Source organism: Variimorphobacter saccharofermentans, assembly GCF_014174405.1.
Taxonomy (GTDB): domain Bacteria; phylum Bacillota; class Clostridia; order Lachnospirales; family Lachnospiraceae; genus Mobilitalea; species Mobilitalea saccharofermentans.
In genome coordinates this window covers 2288561-2308767 of record NZ_JACEGA010000001.1, presented here as the reverse complement: position 1 = coordinate 2308767, position 20207 = coordinate 2288561, and the positions used below count along the sequence as shown (strand labels likewise).

Annotated in this window: 18 protein-coding genes; 11 read left to right on the top strand and 7 right to left on the bottom strand. The window is 36.6% G+C overall.

All coding sequences use genetic code 11. From position 1 onward, the window contains the following. Positions 1–131: 131 nt before the first annotated feature. Positions 132–2993 carry a hypothetical protein gene (locus H0486_RS10130; protein WP_228352898.1) on the top strand — a complete coding sequence of 954 codons (2862 nt, stop codon included), beginning with the start codon at positions 132–134 and terminating at the stop codon, positions 2991–2993. 340 nt (positions 2994–3333) lie between these two features. Here H0486_RS10130 and H0486_RS10125 read toward each other — a convergent pair whose 3' ends face one another. From H0486_RS10125 to H0486_RS10110, 4 genes are all read right to left on the bottom strand, one after another. Then, a complete protein-coding gene (locus tag H0486_RS10125; protein ID WP_228352897.1) occupies positions 3334–4317 on the bottom strand; it encodes a glycoside hydrolase family 43 protein in 984 nt (327 codons plus the stop codon). A gap of 114 nt (positions 4318–4431) precedes the next feature. Beyond that, the gene (locus tag H0486_RS10120; RefSeq protein ID WP_228352896.1) at positions 4432–5568 is read right to left on the bottom strand and encodes a sodium ion-translocating decarboxylase subunit beta; all 1137 of its coding nucleotides are present in this window, start codon (positions 5566–5568) and stop codon (positions 4432–4434) included. Between the two features lie 48 nt (positions 5569–5616). Beyond that, positions 5617–5772: an OadG family protein gene (locus H0486_RS10115; protein ID WP_228352895.1), complete on the bottom strand. Its 156-nt coding sequence runs from the start codon at positions 5770–5772 to the stop codon at positions 5617–5619. A gap of 379 nt (positions 5773–6151) precedes the next feature. Beyond that, positions 6152–6589, bottom strand: a complete 438-nt coding sequence (locus H0486_RS10110; protein ID WP_228352894.1) for a GatB/YqeY domain-containing protein — start codon at positions 6587–6589, stop codon at positions 6152–6154. A 265-nt stretch (positions 6590–6854) separates the two neighbouring features. Here H0486_RS10110 and H0486_RS10105 point away from each other — a divergent pair, with 265 nt between their 5' ends. Next, complete coding sequence (locus H0486_RS10105) at positions 6855–8012, top strand: TraB/GumN family protein (RefSeq protein ID WP_228352893.1); 1158 nt, start codon at positions 6855–6857, stop codon at positions 8010–8012. A gap of 164 nt (positions 8013–8176) precedes the next feature. Here H0486_RS10105 and H0486_RS10100 read toward each other — a convergent pair whose 3' ends face one another. Further along, positions 8177–9556: a UDP-N-acetylmuramoyl-tripeptide--D-alanyl-D-alanine ligase gene (locus H0486_RS10100; protein WP_228352892.1), complete on the bottom strand. Its 1380-nt coding sequence runs from the start codon at positions 9554–9556 to the stop codon at positions 8177–8179. 8 nt (positions 9557–9564) lie between these two features. After that, entirely contained in the window at positions 9565–10596 is a 1032-nt protein-coding gene (locus H0486_RS10095) for a D-alanine--D-alanine ligase family protein (protein ID WP_228352891.1), read from the bottom strand. A 261-nt stretch (positions 10597–10857) separates the two neighbouring features. On the opposite strand from H0486_RS10095, the gene H0486_RS10090 reads away from it, so the two are divergent. From H0486_RS10090 to H0486_RS10070, 5 genes are all read left to right on the top strand, one after another. Next, positions 10858–11535: a GntR family transcriptional regulator gene (locus tag H0486_RS10090; protein WP_228352890.1), complete on the top strand. Its 678-nt coding sequence runs from the start codon at positions 10858–10860 to the stop codon at positions 11533–11535. Between the two features lie 296 nt (positions 11536–11831). After that, entirely contained in the window at positions 11832–12674 is an 843-nt protein-coding gene (locus H0486_RS10085; RefSeq protein ID WP_228352889.1) for a lytic transglycosylase domain-containing protein, read from the top strand. Between the two features lie 160 nt (positions 12675–12834). Continuing rightward, positions 12835–14034, top strand: coding sequence for an iron-containing alcohol dehydrogenase (locus H0486_RS10080; RefSeq protein WP_228352888.1), 1200 nt, complete (start codon positions 12835–12837; stop codon positions 14032–14034). Positions 14035–14118: 84 nt separating this feature from the next. Further along, positions 14119–14718: a glycerol-3-phosphate acyltransferase gene (locus H0486_RS10075; protein WP_228352887.1), complete on the top strand. Its 600-nt coding sequence runs from the start codon at positions 14119–14121 to the stop codon at positions 14716–14718. A 104-nt stretch (positions 14719–14822) separates the two neighbouring features. Further along, a complete protein-coding gene (locus tag H0486_RS10070; RefSeq protein WP_228352886.1) occupies positions 14823–15542 on the top strand; it encodes an HAD family hydrolase in 720 nt (239 codons plus the stop codon). A gap of 100 nt (positions 15543–15642) precedes the next feature. Here H0486_RS10070 and H0486_RS18765 read toward each other — a convergent pair whose 3' ends face one another. After that, complete coding sequence (locus tag H0486_RS18765) at positions 15643–15984, bottom strand: DUF5658 family protein (protein WP_267024228.1); 342 nt, start codon at positions 15982–15984, stop codon at positions 15643–15645. 153 nt (positions 15985–16137) lie between these two features. On the opposite strand from H0486_RS18765, the gene H0486_RS10060 reads away from it, so the two are divergent. The 4 genes from H0486_RS10060 (at position 16138) to H0486_RS10045 (ending at position 20186) form a co-directional block, all read left to right on the top strand. Next, positions 16138–16827 (top strand): M48 family metallopeptidase, encoded by a 690-nt coding sequence (locus tag H0486_RS10060; RefSeq protein WP_228352885.1) that lies wholly within the window; start codon positions 16138–16140, stop codon positions 16825–16827. A 395-nt stretch (positions 16828–17222) separates the two neighbouring features. Next, positions 17223–18449, top strand: coding sequence for an O-antigen ligase family protein (locus H0486_RS10055; protein ID WP_228352884.1), 1227 nt, complete (start codon positions 17223–17225; stop codon positions 18447–18449). A gap of 256 nt (positions 18450–18705) precedes the next feature. Beyond that, a complete protein-coding gene (locus tag H0486_RS10050; RefSeq protein ID WP_228352883.1) occupies positions 18706–19170 on the top strand; it encodes a YgaP family membrane protein in 465 nt (154 codons plus the stop codon). Between the two features lie 62 nt (positions 19171–19232). Further along, positions 19233–20186, top strand: coding sequence for a tocopherol cyclase family protein (locus tag H0486_RS10045; protein ID WP_228352882.1), 954 nt, complete (start codon positions 19233–19235; stop codon positions 20184–20186). Positions 20187–20207 lie beyond the last annotated feature (21 nt).

Sequence of the window (20207 nt, the reverse complement as noted above, 5' to 3'; positions counted from 1 at the left end):
AAGCTATAAGGGGATTCTAGAAGAAAAATAAGCTGTTGAGAAAGATGAATAGAATATGGAAGCCAAAATACAACAAGTATGATACAATAGTATTGTACAACCCACCCCAACGATAAAGGATGTGTTAATGAATGATTCTTTTAAAAGCAAACGAAGAATTTAAAACGGTATTTCATAAACTGATTAATACATTGGGTAGAAAATTAAATTGGAAGGAAATATTCATTATCAATAATAATAGCCTTCTCCTGATAGGAAAGGACAATGTCCTGTTATTTGATTTTGGAAATAAGAGATTTGGTAGTAGTTCATTTGAAGTACCGCTAAAAGAAGATGGTATAGATTTGATCGTCAGAAATGAACTCTTAGAGAATATACTTAACATGACCTTATATGTATTTGGCAAATGGGGTAAGATCAAAGGGCTAAGTGTTGAGAAGGATTACACACAGCTTAATCTATTGTTCGACAGCTTTTTAAAAGAGCTACATGTTGAGCCGGTACTCACGGAGGATAATCTTCGCCTATACAAGAATGGAATACAAATCACCTATGAGGAGCTTGTTCAGGAGGCTCTGGATAAGCAAAGAAAGCAGGGGGATGAGAAGCAGCCGGAAGATAAGACAACGGTAAGTAAAACCGGTGAAGAGTTACATAAATATAATATTGGATTATGGCACAAAATGGTATGGACCAGCGAAACCTTTTCCTTTCAAAAGGATGATGAGAATGAACAGGATAACGCACGTGCGGTACGTAATTTTGTACCGGTAGCATACCATTGTCCGAATTGTGATGAGAACCTTAGTATGGTTATTTATCCTGAAGGTAAGGAATTGCTCATTGAGACGGATGAAAAAGGAGTTTATCTGTCTAGGGCATTTACCTGTGGTAATTGTCATCGCTTTTATACTCCAAAGCCCCATATGTTGTTGATTGAGGGGAGTGTCTATTTTATTGATTTTGAGGATGATGCTGAGGCATACGAGGATTACCTTGAGTTGATGGGAGAGCAGGGAGAGAGAACCTCTAATTGCAATTTCAATGAATATGAGGCTGAATACAGGAAAAAGCATAGTGAGGAGCCTGAACAGCTCGATGCCATCTGTAGTGATATGTCTTCTCTATCGGACAAAGAAGTATATGAGCTAATGGATAAAATGGACTCCGGTTTTTATGCTAAAAATAATACGGAAAAGTATTATAAGAAAGTTAAGAGGGAACTAAAGGGAAGAGATTATCATCCAGAAGTCATATTGAATGATGCCAGGAATAAAGAAAATGATATGGATAACCGGCCAGGAAGCCAGCAAGAAACCCTACAAGAAAATCAGATAGAAAGACGGGAAATAATTAACCAAAAGAATCAAGAAGAAAGAAAACAAGGAGACCGCCAGGAAAGTAAGTTAGCTGACAAGCAGGACATTCCACAAGACAATCAGAAAGCAAAGTTAAAAGTGAAACGGAGAAACCACGGTAAAGAAAATCGGAAGATAAGTCGTACCCTTACCATAAATGGACACAAGCTGGGCAATCAGCAAGTAAAGCTGAAGAAGGCAGTTCCAGACCCCGCTGAAGTCAGTAATCCATCTAAATCACATATTTCTGTAGTGTACGAAGAAAATCCTTCGGATATAAGTACAAATAATACAGATAGAGAAGAGATACAGATTACGGGGGGTACGAAACAACAGAAGCGAACGAATTCTGATATCAAAAATCATAAGAACCCAGGCAGTATCAATCAAAGGAATCAGTCATTCAAACATCAGGACAGTGGTACATCTGATCAGAAAGAAAAAGAGCTTCATACAATTGTGGAATCATATAAAGATAAGAAATATAAAGAACTATATAGAGTATGGGAGGAAATAAAAAACGGTGAATATGAAGAAACTCAAAAGCAATCCCTTCTAAAATCCATTATGGACTTACTAGTTAGGAGGGGAAAGCAGGAGTTGGCTTCGATTGTCTCCCATATCCCATCCAATATAAATAAGAAGCAATATGAGCTGTATAAGGATATCATTGAAAACTATAAAGGATTAGATATCAGCTCTTACCTGGCAGAACTCGATGAGAAACGAGAAGCTTCGGAAAAGCAGGAAATTGCTGCCTATATTAAAAGAGCGAATGCAAAAGATAGAAAAGCACTCATGAAACTATATCAGAAGCTTCAATCAGAAGACTTCACAGAGAATAATAAACGCCCATTCCTTGAAAAAATCAATGATAAGATTGTCGCATTGGATGAAGCCACCATTAAGAAAATCTGTCCGGAACCTGCAGACCTTTCATATGAAGAAGGCTTGAGGGCATACGAGCGAATTTCTTCGGAAGAATTACTACCTGAAATGAAGACCAACACGTTGAAAGTAATTGATCAGCGGCTCACAAAGATTAAAATGAATGAATGCGAACAGTTGGTTAATAAATTGAGTAAAGATGTAAGAAGGTTTATTACAGAATCATCTCGTGTTCATTTTTATGATGTTAGAAAAGCGCTCCGAAATAGCCTGGATGAAGAGGAAGACTTCATTATTAATAAGGCTCTTAGCACTTATGCGTCAGGCAGAGGCAGATACGAATTTCCGATTATTATCTGTGATTCATCAATGAAGGGAAATGGCGCAAGAGGATTTGTACTAACACCGGATCATATTTTTTTCAACAGTGCTTTGGAGAATGGTGTAATTGACATTGCAGATATTGATAGCATTATGACTCATAATAAGATTATAACGAAGGGAATATATGCTTACAGTCAGCGGAAGGGAAAGAGTAAGCTGTCAAATTCGTTAAAGCTGAAAGACTGGAAAGAATTCTCCGTAGTATTAATGGACTTTATTACGTATCTGAAGGAGAAACCGGAATCCAGAAATATCTCCTATATAGCAAAAGAAAAGCATATCGTAAAATGCTGCTACCGATGTGGACATGTTTATCGAGGAAGTGATATCTGTCCGAAATGCGGCGCCAAATACAATGAATAGCAAACATATACAATTGATATTGTTAAACAACGCATAGGAGTGAACACCCTGCAATATATCGTTTAAATAATTATTCTAGGAATTTCATATTTGGATGTTTATATACGGGGCTGTTACATAATATAATGGCGGGGCTTATGATTTACCATAATGCACTGTCGGAAGAACATGTTGCTGTATTATGAATGCTTAAGGCGAACATTTATTATAGTATGCAAATATAAATGTTCGCATGAGGCATTCATAATCAGTAAAATGTTCTTCCGTCTGTGTGTGAGGTAAATCATAAGCCCCGCATATATTATGTTACAGCCCCATATGGAGACTGTGAAACGAGTGATTAATCCTCGTAAGGCTTCATCGTCTGTATGGTACCATCTGCATTATACTTAAGTTCTCTGTATTTAACGCAACGCTTATGATTAACACCATTGGAAAGAGAACTGTCATGATAGAACAGATACCATTTATCCTTGAATTGAACGATGGAATGATGTGTAGTCCATCCGATTACTGGCTCAAGAATTCTTCCTTTATAGGTAAATGGTCCTTTCGGATCCTTACTGATAGCATATACAAGATAATGGGTACTTCCAGTGGAGTAAGATAAATAATAATAGTCATTATACTTGTGCATCCAAGGACCTTCAAAGTATCTGCGATCCTCATCACCAGCGGTGAGAGGGTTACCATTCTCGTCTAATATTTTAATCTCCTGAGGACCATTCTGGAAGGTCAGAAGGTCATCACTTAATTCTGCAACCATTGGTCCTAATGCGGGCTCGTCGCCGGAAGGACCTGTGGCATCTGGAACAAAGGTACCGGTTTGCCATTTTTCTAACTGACCGCCCCAAAGACCACCAAAATAGATATAGGCTTTTCCATCATCATCCATGAATACAGCCGGATCAATACTAAAGCTGCCTGGAATATAATTGGGTTCAGGTGTAAACGGACCAGCAGGATTCTTACTGGTTGCAACACCGATACGAAAGATGCCGTCCTTATCTCTTGCAGGGAAGAACAAATAATATGTTCCATTCTTATATGCAGCATCCGGAGCCCACATTTGCTTGCTTACCCACGGTACATCCTTCATATGAAGAGCTTCGCCGTGATCGATGCAGGGAGCATCAATATCATCCATGGATAGGATGTGGTAATCCTCCATCTTATATTGATCCCCGTTGTCATTATCAGGACCGTTATGATCTAAGTCATGGGAAGGGTATATATAAAGCTTACCTTCAAATACATGTGCTGACGGGTCTGCAGTAAAGATATGTGTTACTAAGGGTTCATTGGGTTTTGAATGCTTTTCCATCTCATTTTCTCCTTGTTTCATATTTTACTATTAGTATACCAAGAAAAATGAAAACATTCTAATCAAATGTTGCTACATATTTCTTATTAAGAAACATTTCAAACCGTTTTTGTATTAGCCGAATAAAGAGAGAAGAATTCCGGCTGCCACAGCAGAGCCAATAACACCGGCAACATTAGGTCCCATAGCAAACATCAGCAGATAATTACCAGGGTTTGCTTTCTGACCTTCTACTTGAGACACACGTGCTGCCATGGGAACGGCAGATACTCCGGCTGAACCGATGAGGGGATTAATCTTACCCTTTGTTACAAAGCACATGAACTTACCAATCAAAAGACCACCTACGGTACTAAACATAAACGCGATAAGACCAAGAGCAATAATTCCAAGAGTCTTTGGCTTTAAGAACTCAGTACCGACAGCAGTAGCACCTACTGTAACGCCTAGGAAAATAGTTACAATATTTATAAGGGCATTCTGTGCTGTATCAGAAATTCTTTCAACAACACCGGATTCTCTAAATAGATTACCTAACATTAACATACCGATAAGAGGTGCAACGGAAGGTAATAACAGGATACATACAATCGATACAACAATGGGGAAGCATATTTTTTCAAGCTTCGAAACAGTACGTAACTGCTTCATTTCAATATTTCGTTCCTTTTCTGTTGTTAACAGTCTCATCAAAGGCGGTTGAATCAACGGGATGAGAGCCATATAGGAGTATGCGGCAATCGCAATGGAAGCCAACAGATGTGGAGCAAGTCTTGTCGTTAAATAAATTGCAGTTGGTCCATCAGCACCACCAATTATTCCGATTGATGCTGCTTCCGGAGGTGTAAAACCTAATAATGTCGCAACTACGAAAGCAACAGCAATACCAAATTGAGCACCTGCACCGATAATCATACTACTTGGACGGGCAATCAATGGACCAAAGTCTGTCATTGCACCTATACCTAAGAAAATAAGGGAAGGATAGATTCCTTTCTTAACACCCATATAAAGATAATACAGTAATCCGCCGGGTTCTGTAGCACTGGGGGGCTCGCTCATTAAACCAGTTAGTGGTAAGTTAGCTAATAGCATACCAAAGGCAATCGGTAATAACAATAACGGTTCAAACTTTCTGCCAATGGCAAGATAAATTAATACACATGCAATAAAAATCATAAGGAGCGATTGCCAGGTTAACGCAGCAAAACCGGAATCCTCCCATAATTTAATAAGTGAATCAATAAACACTGTTTCATCCTCCTTAGATTTGTGATGTCATTACAATTGTTCTTAGTATTATACATTTGTTCCAGATGTACTGTTATCCCTTCTATTTTCAAGTATTTTGATTAAGAATGAGAAAGCTCTTATAATACCACATAGCATAATAAGTACGACAAATACAACAGCCATCATAAATAATGCAACTAGAATACTTTCAGTTAAAGCCATGAAATCACCTCTTTCTTATGTATGTTATAATGTTCGTAAATATAATTGGTGGATAGCTTCCTCCATAGGAGCCCTCCACCTTATATACACAATATAAAAATAGTATAAAAATACTCTTAAGGATACATTAACACACTTGTTAAAATAATAACATATGCAGTGAAAGGTGTCAACCCATCAGTACATTTGTCTATGATTTTACGTAAGAAGAGTGGTAGGTTACGATTACTACATCACGAAAGCATAATAATGGAACGAAGAGAACGCTTAAGACAGTAATTACGTCTAAATAGTAAGGAAGAAAAAAATGCTTCTGATGCTTCTTATAATCGAATGGAACTTCGATATGGGAATGCATCAGAAGCATTTTCCTGTCATTTTATTGACATAAATCAGCTACTACTTGATTAATTACTTTACCGTCAGCTTTTCCTTTCAGTTCTGCCATAACGGATTTCATTATCTGACCTTTATTCTTTGTCGCTACAACATCTGCAAAATTCTTCAGAAGATAAGCCTTCACTTCTTCCTCTGACATCATGGAAGGAGCATATTCCTTAATAATATCATATTTGGTTTGATATTCCGCCTTTAATTCAGATCTATCATCAGGACAGGTGTCCACCTGTTCCTTTACGGTTTTAAGCTCCTTTAGAATGGCACGATCTACTAATTCCTCGGGGATATCGTCACGACAGCCTTCATCGATAGCAAGCTTCTTAACAGCAGAAACTAACGTGGAAATCGTTTCTTTGCGTATTTTATCCCTTGCCTTCATAGCGGCAACCATATCTTTTTGTAATTGCTCCATCTGCATGGATAACACCTCCTAATATATTGTAAATGAGATATCTATCGTTTCTTTTCCATATAGAAACATTTCTAAGACATTAGTATATTGCAAAAATGGAATGGAATCAAGACTTTTAATATTCACAAAGAAAATGCAAATCCATGAAAAAAGTCTTTCATTATTTGGATGAATCGTTTACAATTGTAGAAGCAGGTTTTTAGATAGCTGTTCTGCACAAAGAGCAGAATAGTTACATAATTATGATCAATTCTATCGGAAGGCGGATAAAATGGACGAAAATAATGTAACAAGACTTGATTATCAGGGGAAGGAAATTTTTTTAATTGCTACAGCGCATGTTTCAAAGGAAAGTGCTGAACTGGTAAAAAAGGTAATTGATGAAGAACGACCGGATAGTGTATGCATTGAATTGGATGAGGAAAGATATGAGAATATACAGAATCCAAAAGCGTGGGAGAATACGGATATTGTTAAAGTGATTAAGAATAAGAAAATTGGATTTTTAATTGCAAGCATGATTTTAAGCTCCTATCAAAAGAAGATGGCTACGAAGCTGGATACCGTAGTGGGAGGAGAAATGCTTCAGGGGATCGCAAGTGCCAAAGAAGTAGGGGCAGAAATCGTTCTGGCTGATCGTAATATTCAGACAACCTTTCTACGTATTTGGAGAAAGCTTAGCTTTTGGGAGAAGGTTAAATTATTTGGAAGCTTTTTATTCTCTTCAGAAGAGGATGCTGATGTAACGAATGAGCAGCTTCAGGATCTATTGAAGGAAGATATGTTGGAATCAGCAATGTCTACCCTCCATCAGCAGCTTCCACAGGTAGGAGAGGTTTTGATTAACGAACGGGACCAATTTCTTGCTAATAAGATCAAGAATGCACCTGGTAAAAAGGTTGTTGCTGTACTTGGTGGAGGGCATGTACCTGGTATTAAAAAGGAAATATATAAGGAACAGGATATGGAGAGTATTTCTATTGTTCCTCCAAAAAGCAGGTTTTCGAAAATTGCAGGATGGATTATTCCAGGAATTATTACAGCATTACTTGTTTACTCCTTCTTTGTGAATTTAGAGACCGGCTTACAACAACTATCTACCTGGGTCATATGGACGGGAGTATTTGCTGCAATCTTTACAGCATTATCCCTGGCTCATCCCTTAAGTATCCTGACATCGCTGCTTGTAGCACCATTGACGACACTACATCCTCTGCTCGCCTGCGGTTGGTTTGCCGGATTGGTTGAAGCTACAATTAAAAAACCAACAGTGAAAGATATACAGAACATACAGGACGATATCTTTTCGTTTAAAGGATTTTTTACAAATCGCTTTTTAAAGACGATTCTTGTAGTAGTGATGTCGAATATCGGAGGAACCATTGGTACCCTGATTGCGGGCTCCAATTTGATTAAAAACCTCTTTTAAATATTAAATATTTAGTCAACTAATTTTATAGTACAGGAGATTTGGATAAGCTTCCTAATATAATATGAAATAAGCTGGTGTATTGACCTGTATCCCTTCGATAGTAAGTGGGAGAGTGCATTTACACCAGCTTATTCTTATCTTTATGATAAATTATTGATATATTATGATTGCCCAAGTTCGGTTAATTGAGTTACAATCCGTTCAAAACCCATACTATGAGAGGCTTTTACTAATATGGTATCATTATTATGAAGGAGCTTTGGAAGTTCATTCATTAATTCATCCCTTGTTTTGAAATAAAGAAGCTCCTTAATAGAATTCGCGTTTTGGGCACTCTGGAACATATTCTCGGATAAACTTCCTACACAAATGAGAACATCAATACCAGATAGAGCGGCATAGGTACCGATTTCATAATGTAAATTCACTTCGTTCTTTCCCAATTCAAACATATCACCCAGAATTGCGACTTTTCTGGTATATGCCAGCTTTAATAGATCTATAGCTGCTTTCATTGACACCGGATTGGCATTGTAGCAGTCATCAATTATGGTGATTTTATTGAGACGAAGTATATTGCTCCTACCGCTGACAGAAGGAACGGACGCAATTCCGGCGGCTATTTGTTCATCGGATAACTGAAGAATTCTTCCTACACAAGTTGCTGCCAATGCATTTAAAATCATATGATCACCTGGAAGAGGTATCTCTGCCTGAAAGGTAGAACTGTCAGTATGAATGATGCAGGTACTTCCGAAGAGTCCTTTGCTTTTTACATCGGTTGCATATACTGTATTCTCAATGCCCAATCCAAATCGGACCGGCTTTATTCCATTCACATCCTCGATGGTAGCCAGCATATCATCATCCCCGTTTAGACATATATGACCTTGTTTATTCATAAAATCAAATATTTCAGATTTTGCTTTTAAAATACCCTTTCTGCTGCCAAGGTTTTCAAGATGGCACTGACCTATATTCGTTATAACACAGAAATCCGGTTTTGCAATTTCACTGAGGCGATGCATCTCTCCAAAATCGCTTATACCCATTTCCAGGACAGCCAGTTCATGCTCTTCACGAAGCTTTAGTATCGTGAGCGGCATACCGACTTCATTATTATAATTACCTTCTGTTTTTAGGACATTGTATTTTTGGGCAAGTACGCTGCTGATAAATTCTTTCGTACTTGTTTTACCCACACTACCAGTAATACCGATTACTTTAATATCAAGCTGCATACGGTACCATTTTGCAATGGCTTTTAAAGCTTCGAAGCTGTTTTGTACTAAAATATATGGTCCGGTAATTTCACTTGGAACCTTTTCACATATGACAGCCAAGGCACCTTTTTCGTATACCTGTTGGATAAAGGAGTGACCGTCTACTCGTTCACCTACTGTTGCAATAAAGATATAATCTTGCTCAACAAGACGAGAATCCATAACAACACCGGTCGCTTCTTTTGTAAGGGAATCCTCTGCATTATATAATTGTCCGCCGCAGGCATCTGCAATCTGACGTAAGGACATGTTTTTCATGGCTTTCCTCATTTCTGATATTTTTTTAGTGATACCTCAATAATTTTTTCGCATAATTCAGGAAATTCAATACCAATGGCTTTTGCTTCCTGAGGTAGAAGAGAGGTGGGAGTCATGCCAGGAAGGGTATTAGCCTCCAGACAGAAGATCTCATTGTTCTCATTTAGCATAAAATCCATTCGAGCATAGGTCTTCAATCGAAGAGCTGTAAATACATCCTCAGCTATTTTCTGCATTTGCTTCGTGAGCTCAGGATTAAGCTCAGCCGGACAGGTTTCTATCGTACTACCGGCTTGATATTTATTCTTATAATCATAGAAACCAACAAGAGGGGCAATTTCTATAATCGGCAAAGCCTTGTGGTCAATTACCCCAACAGAAAACTCCCTTCCTTTGATGTATTGCTCTATAATCACCTCATTACCTAGTGAAAACGCCTCGGACAGGGATGCATCCATTTCCGAACGAGAATGGACTATAGTTACTCCGACACTGGAACCTCCACAGCTGACTTTAACCACACAGGGATATGTATTCCATTCAAATTCTTCTCCCTTTTTTACACGGATTCCGGCTGGAGTCGGTATATTATAGATAGCAAAGAGCTCCTTTGATATGGCTTTATCCATTGCAAGTGCACTACTGATATAGTCCGTTCCGGTATATTTAATACCTAATAAATCAAAGGCTGCCTGAAGTTTACCATCTTCTCCGTTTTCTCCGTGAAGAGCCAGAAAGACAATATCAGAATTACGACAGATATCAATCACTCCAGGACCCAGGAGGCTTTCTGATTTGTCTTTTCGTATGCCTTTAATTTGCTCTATATCCGGATTACTTTCTTTAATGTCTCCGATGTTCTCGGCCCAATCCTTATCTATATCAAAAATGCCATCCGTATTACCTTCATAACCAAGGAATACATCCAGCAATATAACCTTATATCCTTTGCTTTTCAATGCTTTATATATCATTGTTCCTGATACTAATGATACATCTCTTTCTGTACTGATACCACCGGCTAAAACAACAACTTTCATTACGTTACCTCTCTTTCCATTTCTGATATCATTGTATTACATTTTCCCAAATAGTATAACGCAAACTGGTTTACAAGTAAAGTTATAAAAAGGGACGAAATCGAATGGTATTTTTGGATTTTGTATAATGATTTAACTATATTTACTTGATATTTCTATTCTATATATGGTAAAATGATATGGTCGAAAATTAGTGAAATAGCACATGCTTTGCAGACTATATTAATATAACAGTTTATCATAAAAGGAGTCTCGAAAACTATGTTGGTTACCAAGATAAATACAAAAGAAACAGCAAGGGAATATGCTTTACGTGTAATAAGAAATAACATAATTTCATTAGAGCTTGCTCCGGGAACTCCTGTCAGTGAGAATGAATTAGCAAAAGAATTAGGTATCAGCCGAACTCCGGTCAGAGAGGCTTTATTAGAATTAAGTAAAGTACATTTAGTGGAGGTTTATCCTCAAAGAGGTTGTGTGATATCATTAATTGACTGGAATATTGTTGAAGAAGCTGTATTTATGAGGCGGGTATTAGAGAAAGCAGTAATCGAGAATTTATGTGAGGTTATTACCGAAGAGGATATTATGGAGCTGGAGCAAAATGTTCAGCTTCAGGAGTTCTATCTGAATAACTCCATGCAACAGAAGATATTTGAGCTGGACAATGAGTTCCATTTTAAATTATATTCAATGTGTAATAAAGAGAGAATCTTTCACATTATGGAAGGCTTTATGGCGCATTTTGACCGTGTTCGTACATTGAGTCTTGTTACAGTAAAAGAGATTAAGATAGTAAATGATCATCGTATGATTATAAATACGATTAAGGAACGAAATAAGGAACAGGTGGATGCGGTGATAGAAAAGCATCTTTCAAGATATAAGCTGGATTACTCTGAAATGATAGAAAAGTATCCGGATTTCTTTCAGAAGTAATGAATAATGGATTGCTTTTCCAGGAGATGAGTATCTCTAGACAAAACAAAATAAATAGACATAATTGAAGCGCTGTCATTCTACTTAGCGAAGGTAAGAGAATGACAGCGCTTTAAGTCAACAATGGATAAATAGGACATTTGGCATGTTTTCTTCTTGTGCCTAATGATGTAGAATTTTAATAGATAATGTATGAAAGTTCTTGAAATAATATGTTACATCGCTTAAAATAGTAATGAAAAAGGAATCGATTTGTTATTAATGATTGCTATAAGATAGCGGTATGGAGGGGTGCTATGGCTGAAGTAAACGCAATATCGAATGTGGATAATAAGAATGTGAATATTTCTTCCGGTAAAAAAAGTTCAGATATAAGCAGCGACTTTTCCTCCTTCCTTGGAGAATCAAAAAGTCTGGATGCTATATTCAGACAAGCTGCTGAAAAATATAATGTTCCTGTAGAGCTGTTGAAAGCAATCGGAAAGCAGGAATCTAATTTTAATGCGAAGGCGGTATCCAGATGTGGTGCACAGGGGATCATGCAACTAATGCCGGCAACAGCCAAAGAACTGGGAGTAACTGATTCGTTTGATGCAGAACAGAACATCATGGGAGGAGCTAAGTACATATCCGGATTATTGAAAAAGTATAATGGAGATACGAAATTAGCTTTGGCAGCATATAATGCAGGAAGTGGAAATGTTAAAAAATATGGTGGTATCCCTCCATTTGAAGAGACACAGAATTATGTGAAAAAGGTTATGCAATACATGGGACAGAATTTAGATTCTGAAATTAGTGCAGCTAGCAGTAAGATCTCAACCGGACAAGGGACTACGAATCCTTCGAACGCAGGCAATGCCTATCATACACCTACACCTATTGCAGTACCAGTTCAGAATAACGTTTCGATGTTACTAAGCAGTTCCATATTAGGCGATGATAGTGATATTCAATTCTTAGAAGACCTGTTTTCCTATGACGATTATTTGAAATTCCTTGATTTGTTTTTAGAGGAAATGGATAAGAACGAGAAAGAGAATGATGACGAAAGCAAATCAATATATACTGCAAAGGAATTAAGCTATAATGTGCCGATTATGAATTTAATAAAGAATCAGAATATAACAAATATTTAGAATGAAACCACCATCAAGCGGATACTTGCTGGTGGTTTTTTTTATTTAAACTCTATTGACCATTTAGTATGAAATATCATGTTTGAATGATTGTAAGAATATGGTATAATACTTACAATGTGCGAATTTTGAGCGACTAAATGAAAGGAAGACTATAGGTATGTATCAAATCTATTGCAGAGCTTTTCAAAAGATGATGAAGTTTGCTTCAGTATTTCTACCCTGGAGAAAACCCGAACTGATAAAAGGGGAGGGATGCTTAAAGAAGTTACCAGAATTACTTGTAGACTGTAATATCACACGAGTGCTGATTGTTACGGATCAGGGAATTCGGTCAACAGGTTTGTTAAATGATTTACTACTGCGATTAAGTGAAAAAAAGGTGCATTATATTGTATTTGATCGAACAGTTCCCAATCCGACCATCGATAATATTGAAGAAGCTTTGGATATATATTATCAGCATAACTGTAAAGGATTGATAGGCTTTGGTGGGGGGAGTTCCATGGACTGTGCAAAAGGAGTAGCAGCGCGGGTAGCCAGACCGGATAAATCAATCTCCCAATTAAGAGGATTACAAAAAGTTAGAAGGAGAACACCAATGCTCATCGCTGTACCTACTACTGCAGGAACGGGTAGTGAGGCTACACTTGCAGCAGTAATTGTGGATAGCGAAACCAATGAGAAATATCCTATCAATGATTTTCAATTAATTCCGAATTATGCAGTGTTGGATCCATTATTAACAAAAAATCTGCCAGCATCGATTACTGCATCTACAGGTATGGATGCATTAACTCATGCAGTTGAAGCTTATATTGGTAAAAGTAACACAGAGGAAACAAGGAAATACTGCAAACAAGCTGTGAAGCTTATTTTTCATAACCTACATCAGGCATATCAGGATGGCAGTAATATGAGAGCCAGAAAGAATATGCAGATTGCTTCCTATTATGCAGGAATTGCATTTACAAGGGCCTATGTTGGAAATATCCATGCCATAGCACATACACTGGGAGGGTTTTACTCCACTCCTCATGGACTTGCCAATGCGGTGATAATGCCCTATGTGTTAGAGTATTATGGTGAAAAGGTTTATAAACCTTTAGCTGAGCTTTCTGACACCATAGGATTATGTAATAAGTCGGATACAGATAAACAGAAAGCAGAATGTTTTATAAGAGAGTTACGAAAAATGAATAAGGCAATGGGAATTCCAGATAAAATAAGCGGAATTAAGGAATCAGATATTCCTATTATGGCGCAACGTGCTATGAAAGAAGCGAATCCCCTTTATCCAGTACCTATGATCTTTAGCTTGGCTGACTTCAAATGTATCTATTATTTTATAAAGGAATGAAAGATTATAATTGAATGGCATAATAATGTAATGGTTTGAGAACATTAATACTGGTAATGAGGGATACATTTCGGAGGCAGCATTATGATGCTAACTATAATACTAGTTTTATTACTAAGCTATCTGATTGGATGCTTTAACACAGGATATTATTATACCCGATTGTTCTACAAACAGGACATCCGGGAAATTGGTACGAAGGTTACCGGTGCATATAATGTTAGCAGACTCACTGGGAAAAGAGGATTTATTATTACATTTCTAGGTGATTCCATAAAAGGAGCAATTGTTGTTGCCCTGTGCAGATGGCTGAAGTTTGCCGATTTAGTTGTATTATTAAGTGTTTTCTGTGTACTCAGCGGTCATATTTTTCCCTTTCAACTTAAATTCCGAGGTGGAAAAGGGTTTTCTACAGCATTTGGAGCATTTCTGGCATTCCATCCTGCATTTATTCTGTACTGGGCAATTACTGCTGGAATATTACGGCTATTAATCAGTAGCTATACGATCGCTGTTCTATTTGCACTAACGCTATTACCATTGGAATTATTTGTTCTAGACTATTCTACAGAGGTCGTATTACTTATGATTCTAGATACACTTCTCATTATATATGCATGCAGGAGTAATCTCATTGAGTTTATTAGTAAAAGAGCATTCCAAGGGACGAAGAAGAGAAAATGAGAATACGTACAGTATTAAGATTTAGTTGATTTACTGCTTTGATTTTGATAGTATAGAAGAAATTACTTGGAAACAGGATAATTGTACGAATGAAGGGAGAATTTATGAATACGTTTATATTTGACTTGGATGGTACCCTATTACCTATGCCAAGCCAGGAACAGTTCCTTAACCTATATTTTAAAGCATTAACAGTCAAAATGGCACCGTATAATATTAATCCCAAAGAACTGATGGATGCTGTCATGGCTGGCACCATGGCTATGGTAAAGAATGACGGAAAAGTAACCAATGAGCATAAATTCTGGAATGTGTTCAGTGAAATCTTAGGAGAGGATATCAGACAACTGGAATCAGTGTTTGAGGATTTTTACCAAAATGAATTTTCTATGGCAAAAGAGGCAACTCATACGAATCCATATGCCAAGGAATGCATTGAACTTCTGAAATCAAAGGGATATCATCTGGTGTTGGCCACAAATCCACTTTTTCCACGAATTGCTACTTATAACAGAATTCAATGGGCAGGTCTTAATCCGGAGGACTTTGAATATATTACCACTTATGAGAATAGTTCTTTTTGTAAACCAAATCTGGAATACTATCGTTCTATTCTGAGGTTATTACATAAGAAGCCAGAAGAATGTATGATGATAGGAAATGATGTGAGAGAAGATATGTGCGCCGTAGAGTTAGGCATGAGTACCTATCTTCTGAAGGATTGTCTGATATGCCCGGAAGAACAGGATATCTCAGGATTTACTCAGGGTAGCTTTGAGGATTTGCTGCACATGATACAAGAATTGCCACAATTGTCATGTTGATTATGTGACAGAGACGTTGATATGATTATTAAGAACCAGATGCTGTTGCATGTGATAATGATATTTCCTCATGCAACAGCCTTTTAATGATACAATCATATTAGAAAAGATGGATTATTAACAAACCTGACCATACTAGATGGGACAGATTGACGAGAAGGTATATAATTAGGGAGAAGTTAATTGCAATGTTCGAATCTTTCAGTTGGGATTCATTTGCGTATTTCATCTTCCTGTATACATAATAAAGTAGTAACGCAGGAAGAATTATTTTTATAAGAATACTGGCGAAAGGACTTTTTACCACTTTAACCATAAGAATGTTCATTTCTGTAAAATAACCTGTTTGTAATAATAAGACAGTGAATATCAAATCCATAACATTGAAGAAATATATGAATTGGAATTTACGTTTTATGTTATCAAGATGATAGCTTTTCATAAAGGTAATCATGCAATAAGTACACCTCCTCATTTATCAGTTTGACACAGTACCTCCTTTAAAGATCTTAGCCAGGTTTATAGAATTTAATCAGTACTATATTATAAGTTTGCTACCTAGAATTGGATACAATAACTAGGGATAAGGAGTAATATGAAACAGATCATCGTTATGGATATGTTGATTGAATTTGAAAAGAAGAGAATCAAAAATCTTTATATAAGAGTCCTTCCTCCAGATGGTAGAGTACATGTTTCGGCACCTTTGTCCATGCCAGAGGATGAAGTAATGAAATTTATTATCTCGAAAGAGGATTGGATACGGAAGCAACAGGAAAGGATTAAACTACGTAATACAGACACGGAATTACAATATTCCTCTGGAGAAAGCATACCGCTTTGGGGAAAGGAATATACGCTGATTGTATCGGAAAAAGAGGGGTACAGTCGTGTTTGGACCACAGAATATTCAATTAACCTTGAAGTTAGAAAAAATTCTACTTTAGAGTATAGAAAGCATAGTATCGATAATTTTTATCGAAAAGAACTGGAAGGGATACTCCCGGATCTGATTGCTAAATGGGAGAATCGAATAGGTGTAAAGTCGAGTTCCTGGAGTATCCGTAATATGAAAACACGGTGGGGAACGTGTAATATAAGAACAAAAAATATCTGCCTTAATCTTCAATTAGCGAAAAAGCATCCAATATGCTTAGAGTATGTGGTGGTACACGAATTGGTACATTTGCTGGAACGAAGTCATAATTCGATTTTTAAAGCATATATGGACCAGTTTTTCCCGGAATGGCGTAAGATCAAAAAAATTCTAAACGACCGGGTTTAATTGGTGATCGTTTCATCCTGAATTGACAGAGGACCATAAGGTACTACAATATTTTTTGAATATGGCAAATTGAGCAATAATTGAGAAATATTTTGTGTAATATCAACTAGAATTAAACTGCTGAAACAGTTAATATACTGTTCGGCGGTTTTTACTATTGGTTGAAATGTATATTTTATTATGATTTTTTTGTGAAAAAGATTGCTTCCCAGTTATTTATATGCTAAAATACGTTTTTGTTGGTAATTATCCCTAATTATATTATATTTGACTCCATACTATTAGCATTACGTATTCTTACTAATAGTGGACATTAAAGGGGGGATATAGAAAGATACATATTTCATAATCCCCATGACATCTGAAAGAGGTTGATTAAAATAGAAAAGACTGTAATGAAACATAGGATTGACTTATCCTTAACCAATACGAATATGGTAGTCTTCGCAACGGCAGCTATCTTCTTACCATACATATTATCAGGTATTATACTGATTTCTATAGCTATTTATATTATATGGAACAAGGACACCAGACAGCTAGTATTTATTCATCCGGGTTCCGGTATCATAAAGTGTCTATTTACATATATGCTATTCATATCGTTTCTCTACCAGAACTGGATTGGATTGCTTGCAGCCATAGGGATTTGCCTAGCGATCGTTTTTGCTTTTTATATGCGAAGTGTTATGACCAAGGAACTGTATGAACAGCTTTTGACCTTTGTGTGTGGGTTAAGCTTAACCAGTGCAGGATATGCAATTACGGAGGCAGTTATCAGCTATTTTATTGATGGCAGACATAACCACCGTATATCTTCCGTTTTTTTTCATCCCAACTATTTTGGAACAATTGTTGGAACCGTAATTATTATATGTGCATATAAATTTCTTACAATCAAAAAGAATAAGCACTTTTATCTGATCGTGGCATGTGTAAACGTAATTAATATGTATTTATGTAAAAGCATGTTTGTCTGGGTAGAGGTCTTTGTAGGTATAACTATATTATTAATAGCGTTAAAAAAATATCGGCTTCTCGCGCTATGGTTGAGTGCTGCACTCTTAGCTGGTATTTTAATATTTGGATTGAATTTTCAATTAATACCACGTCTTTCTGTAGCAGACGTTACCTTCCAGTTACGTAAGCAGGTATGGAGAATTACCTTAAGGGAGATTAAGAAAGCACCATTATTGGGCCATGGACCTATGTCATTTTATTTTCTCACAGATGTTGCCTACCGAAATCAGATTATTCCTCATGCTCATAGCTTATATCTTGATACAATATTAAATTACGGGATTATTGGATTTGCTCTAATTTCGTATTATTGTGTTAAAAATTATAAAGCATATATAAAAAGCTGCCTCGGGAAGAAGAATATCACATCATCTTACCTGGTTTTGGCGGTAATTGGAGCTACTTTGGTTCACGGACTCACAGATATAACTATACTGTGGGTACAAACCCTGCCCCTTCTTATGCTTGTTCTTTCCGGACAGGGAGTGGTAGAAAAAGAAACAATGGTCGATTATAAATTATGGGTATCGCTTCCTAATCAGATGAAAGCAAATATAATGTATCCATTTTTAATGAATCAAAAATCAAATAAAGTATCATGATAAATGAGGAGTCAGTACTATATTCCTTGTATCAGATTGTACGAATGCAGCTGTGTCAGGCACAGCTGCATTTTTTATCGTAAAGGAAATTTCTCCGATTTCCTATACGATAAAAATTTCCTTCGCAGGAGGGGATATGATATTTCAAACTGAAATTAAATGATTGAAAAATATATAAATTTTCTTGTAAATAATGATATTTTACCTAATAAAACACATACTAATCTTAAACGAAAACAAGAGGGTGAAAGATGAAATGAGTAATATGAAAATAAAAAACATTTTACCTCCTACGTCCCAACGGGTTTTTATGCGCACCGATCCTAAAATTAATGCCGAGATAAGAAATCATACGATTCGTACCCTGAATATATTCAAAAACTGCAATGAGACGGAAATAAGTGAACGTATTCGTATGTTAAATCAGGAATGGGATATCGAAAGGGTACTTGAAGCAAGTGCGGCAGCACTAATGCTTGTTAGCTCCTATTTGGGTATAAAGACAAGTAAATTGTGTTTTTTAATCACGGGAACGATCGGAGCCTTTATGGTTCAGCATGCACTACAGGGATGGTGCCCTCCATTATCATTGGTACGTAAATGGGGAGTTCGTACGGCAGAAGAGATTCATGCAGAAAAGACTGCTTTAAAAATCATGAGAGGAGATTTTTTTGATGATTATTCTACTGCTGTAGATGTATTGAATATGGCGGAAAAGTAATTAATATCATAATAATAACGGAATCTAACCTTATAGGAATATAAAGAAAGTGAGATAAGAACATGGTATTGTATCGATTGAATAAGCTATGTCATCCGGAAATCTTTCAAGGAAAATACAAAAGAAAACGATATTTTGAAGGATGGTACTATAAATTAACGGATAGTAAGGGAGAGCGTACCATATCGGTAATTCCGGGTGTTTCTATTGGAGAATGGGATGCTCATGCATTCATTCAGGTGATAGACCAGGATAATAAGGTTCATTATTTTCGCTATGATCTGAATGAGTTTAATTATAACGAAAAGCTGTTTGAGATTATGATTGGTGATAATTACTTTTCAAAAAGCAGAGTTCGGCTTAATTTGGTCAATCATAATTTGAAAATACGGGGTGATTTGTATTTCAATAATATCATGGAATTCCCAAAAACCTGCATATGTCCTGGTGTTATGGGGCCGTTTTTATATATTCCATGGATGGAATGCTATCATGATATTATAAGCTTACAGCATGATATAGCTGGACATCTTTTAATATCAGATAAGAAAGTGGAATTTAGTGGTGGTGTAGGGTATATCGAAAAGAATTGGGGAAAATCCATGCCCTCATCTTGGATTTGGATGCAATCCAATCACTTTCACCCAGATGATGTATCCATTTCGTTGGAGATTGGGAAAATACCTTGCTTAAGTGGAAGTTTTATTGGATTTATTGTTCTATTTCGTTATAAGGATCGGATATTCCGATTTACAACATATTCAGGAGCACGTATACGAAGATTATATTATAGCAGTAATAAATTAAAGGTTACAGTTCAGGATTGTCGATTCAGATTGGAAATGATCGTTACTCATTCAGAAGGCGGAATCTTAAAAGCCCCGGTAAATGGAAGAATGAGTAGAGACATTGTTGAGAGTAATAATGCGGTGGTTAAAGTACGTTTCTCTGACAGAAAGGGTAATATTCTTTATGAAGGAATTGGTATGAACGCCGGCTTGGAAATTGTAGAATAATGATCAGAGGTTATTGTATAA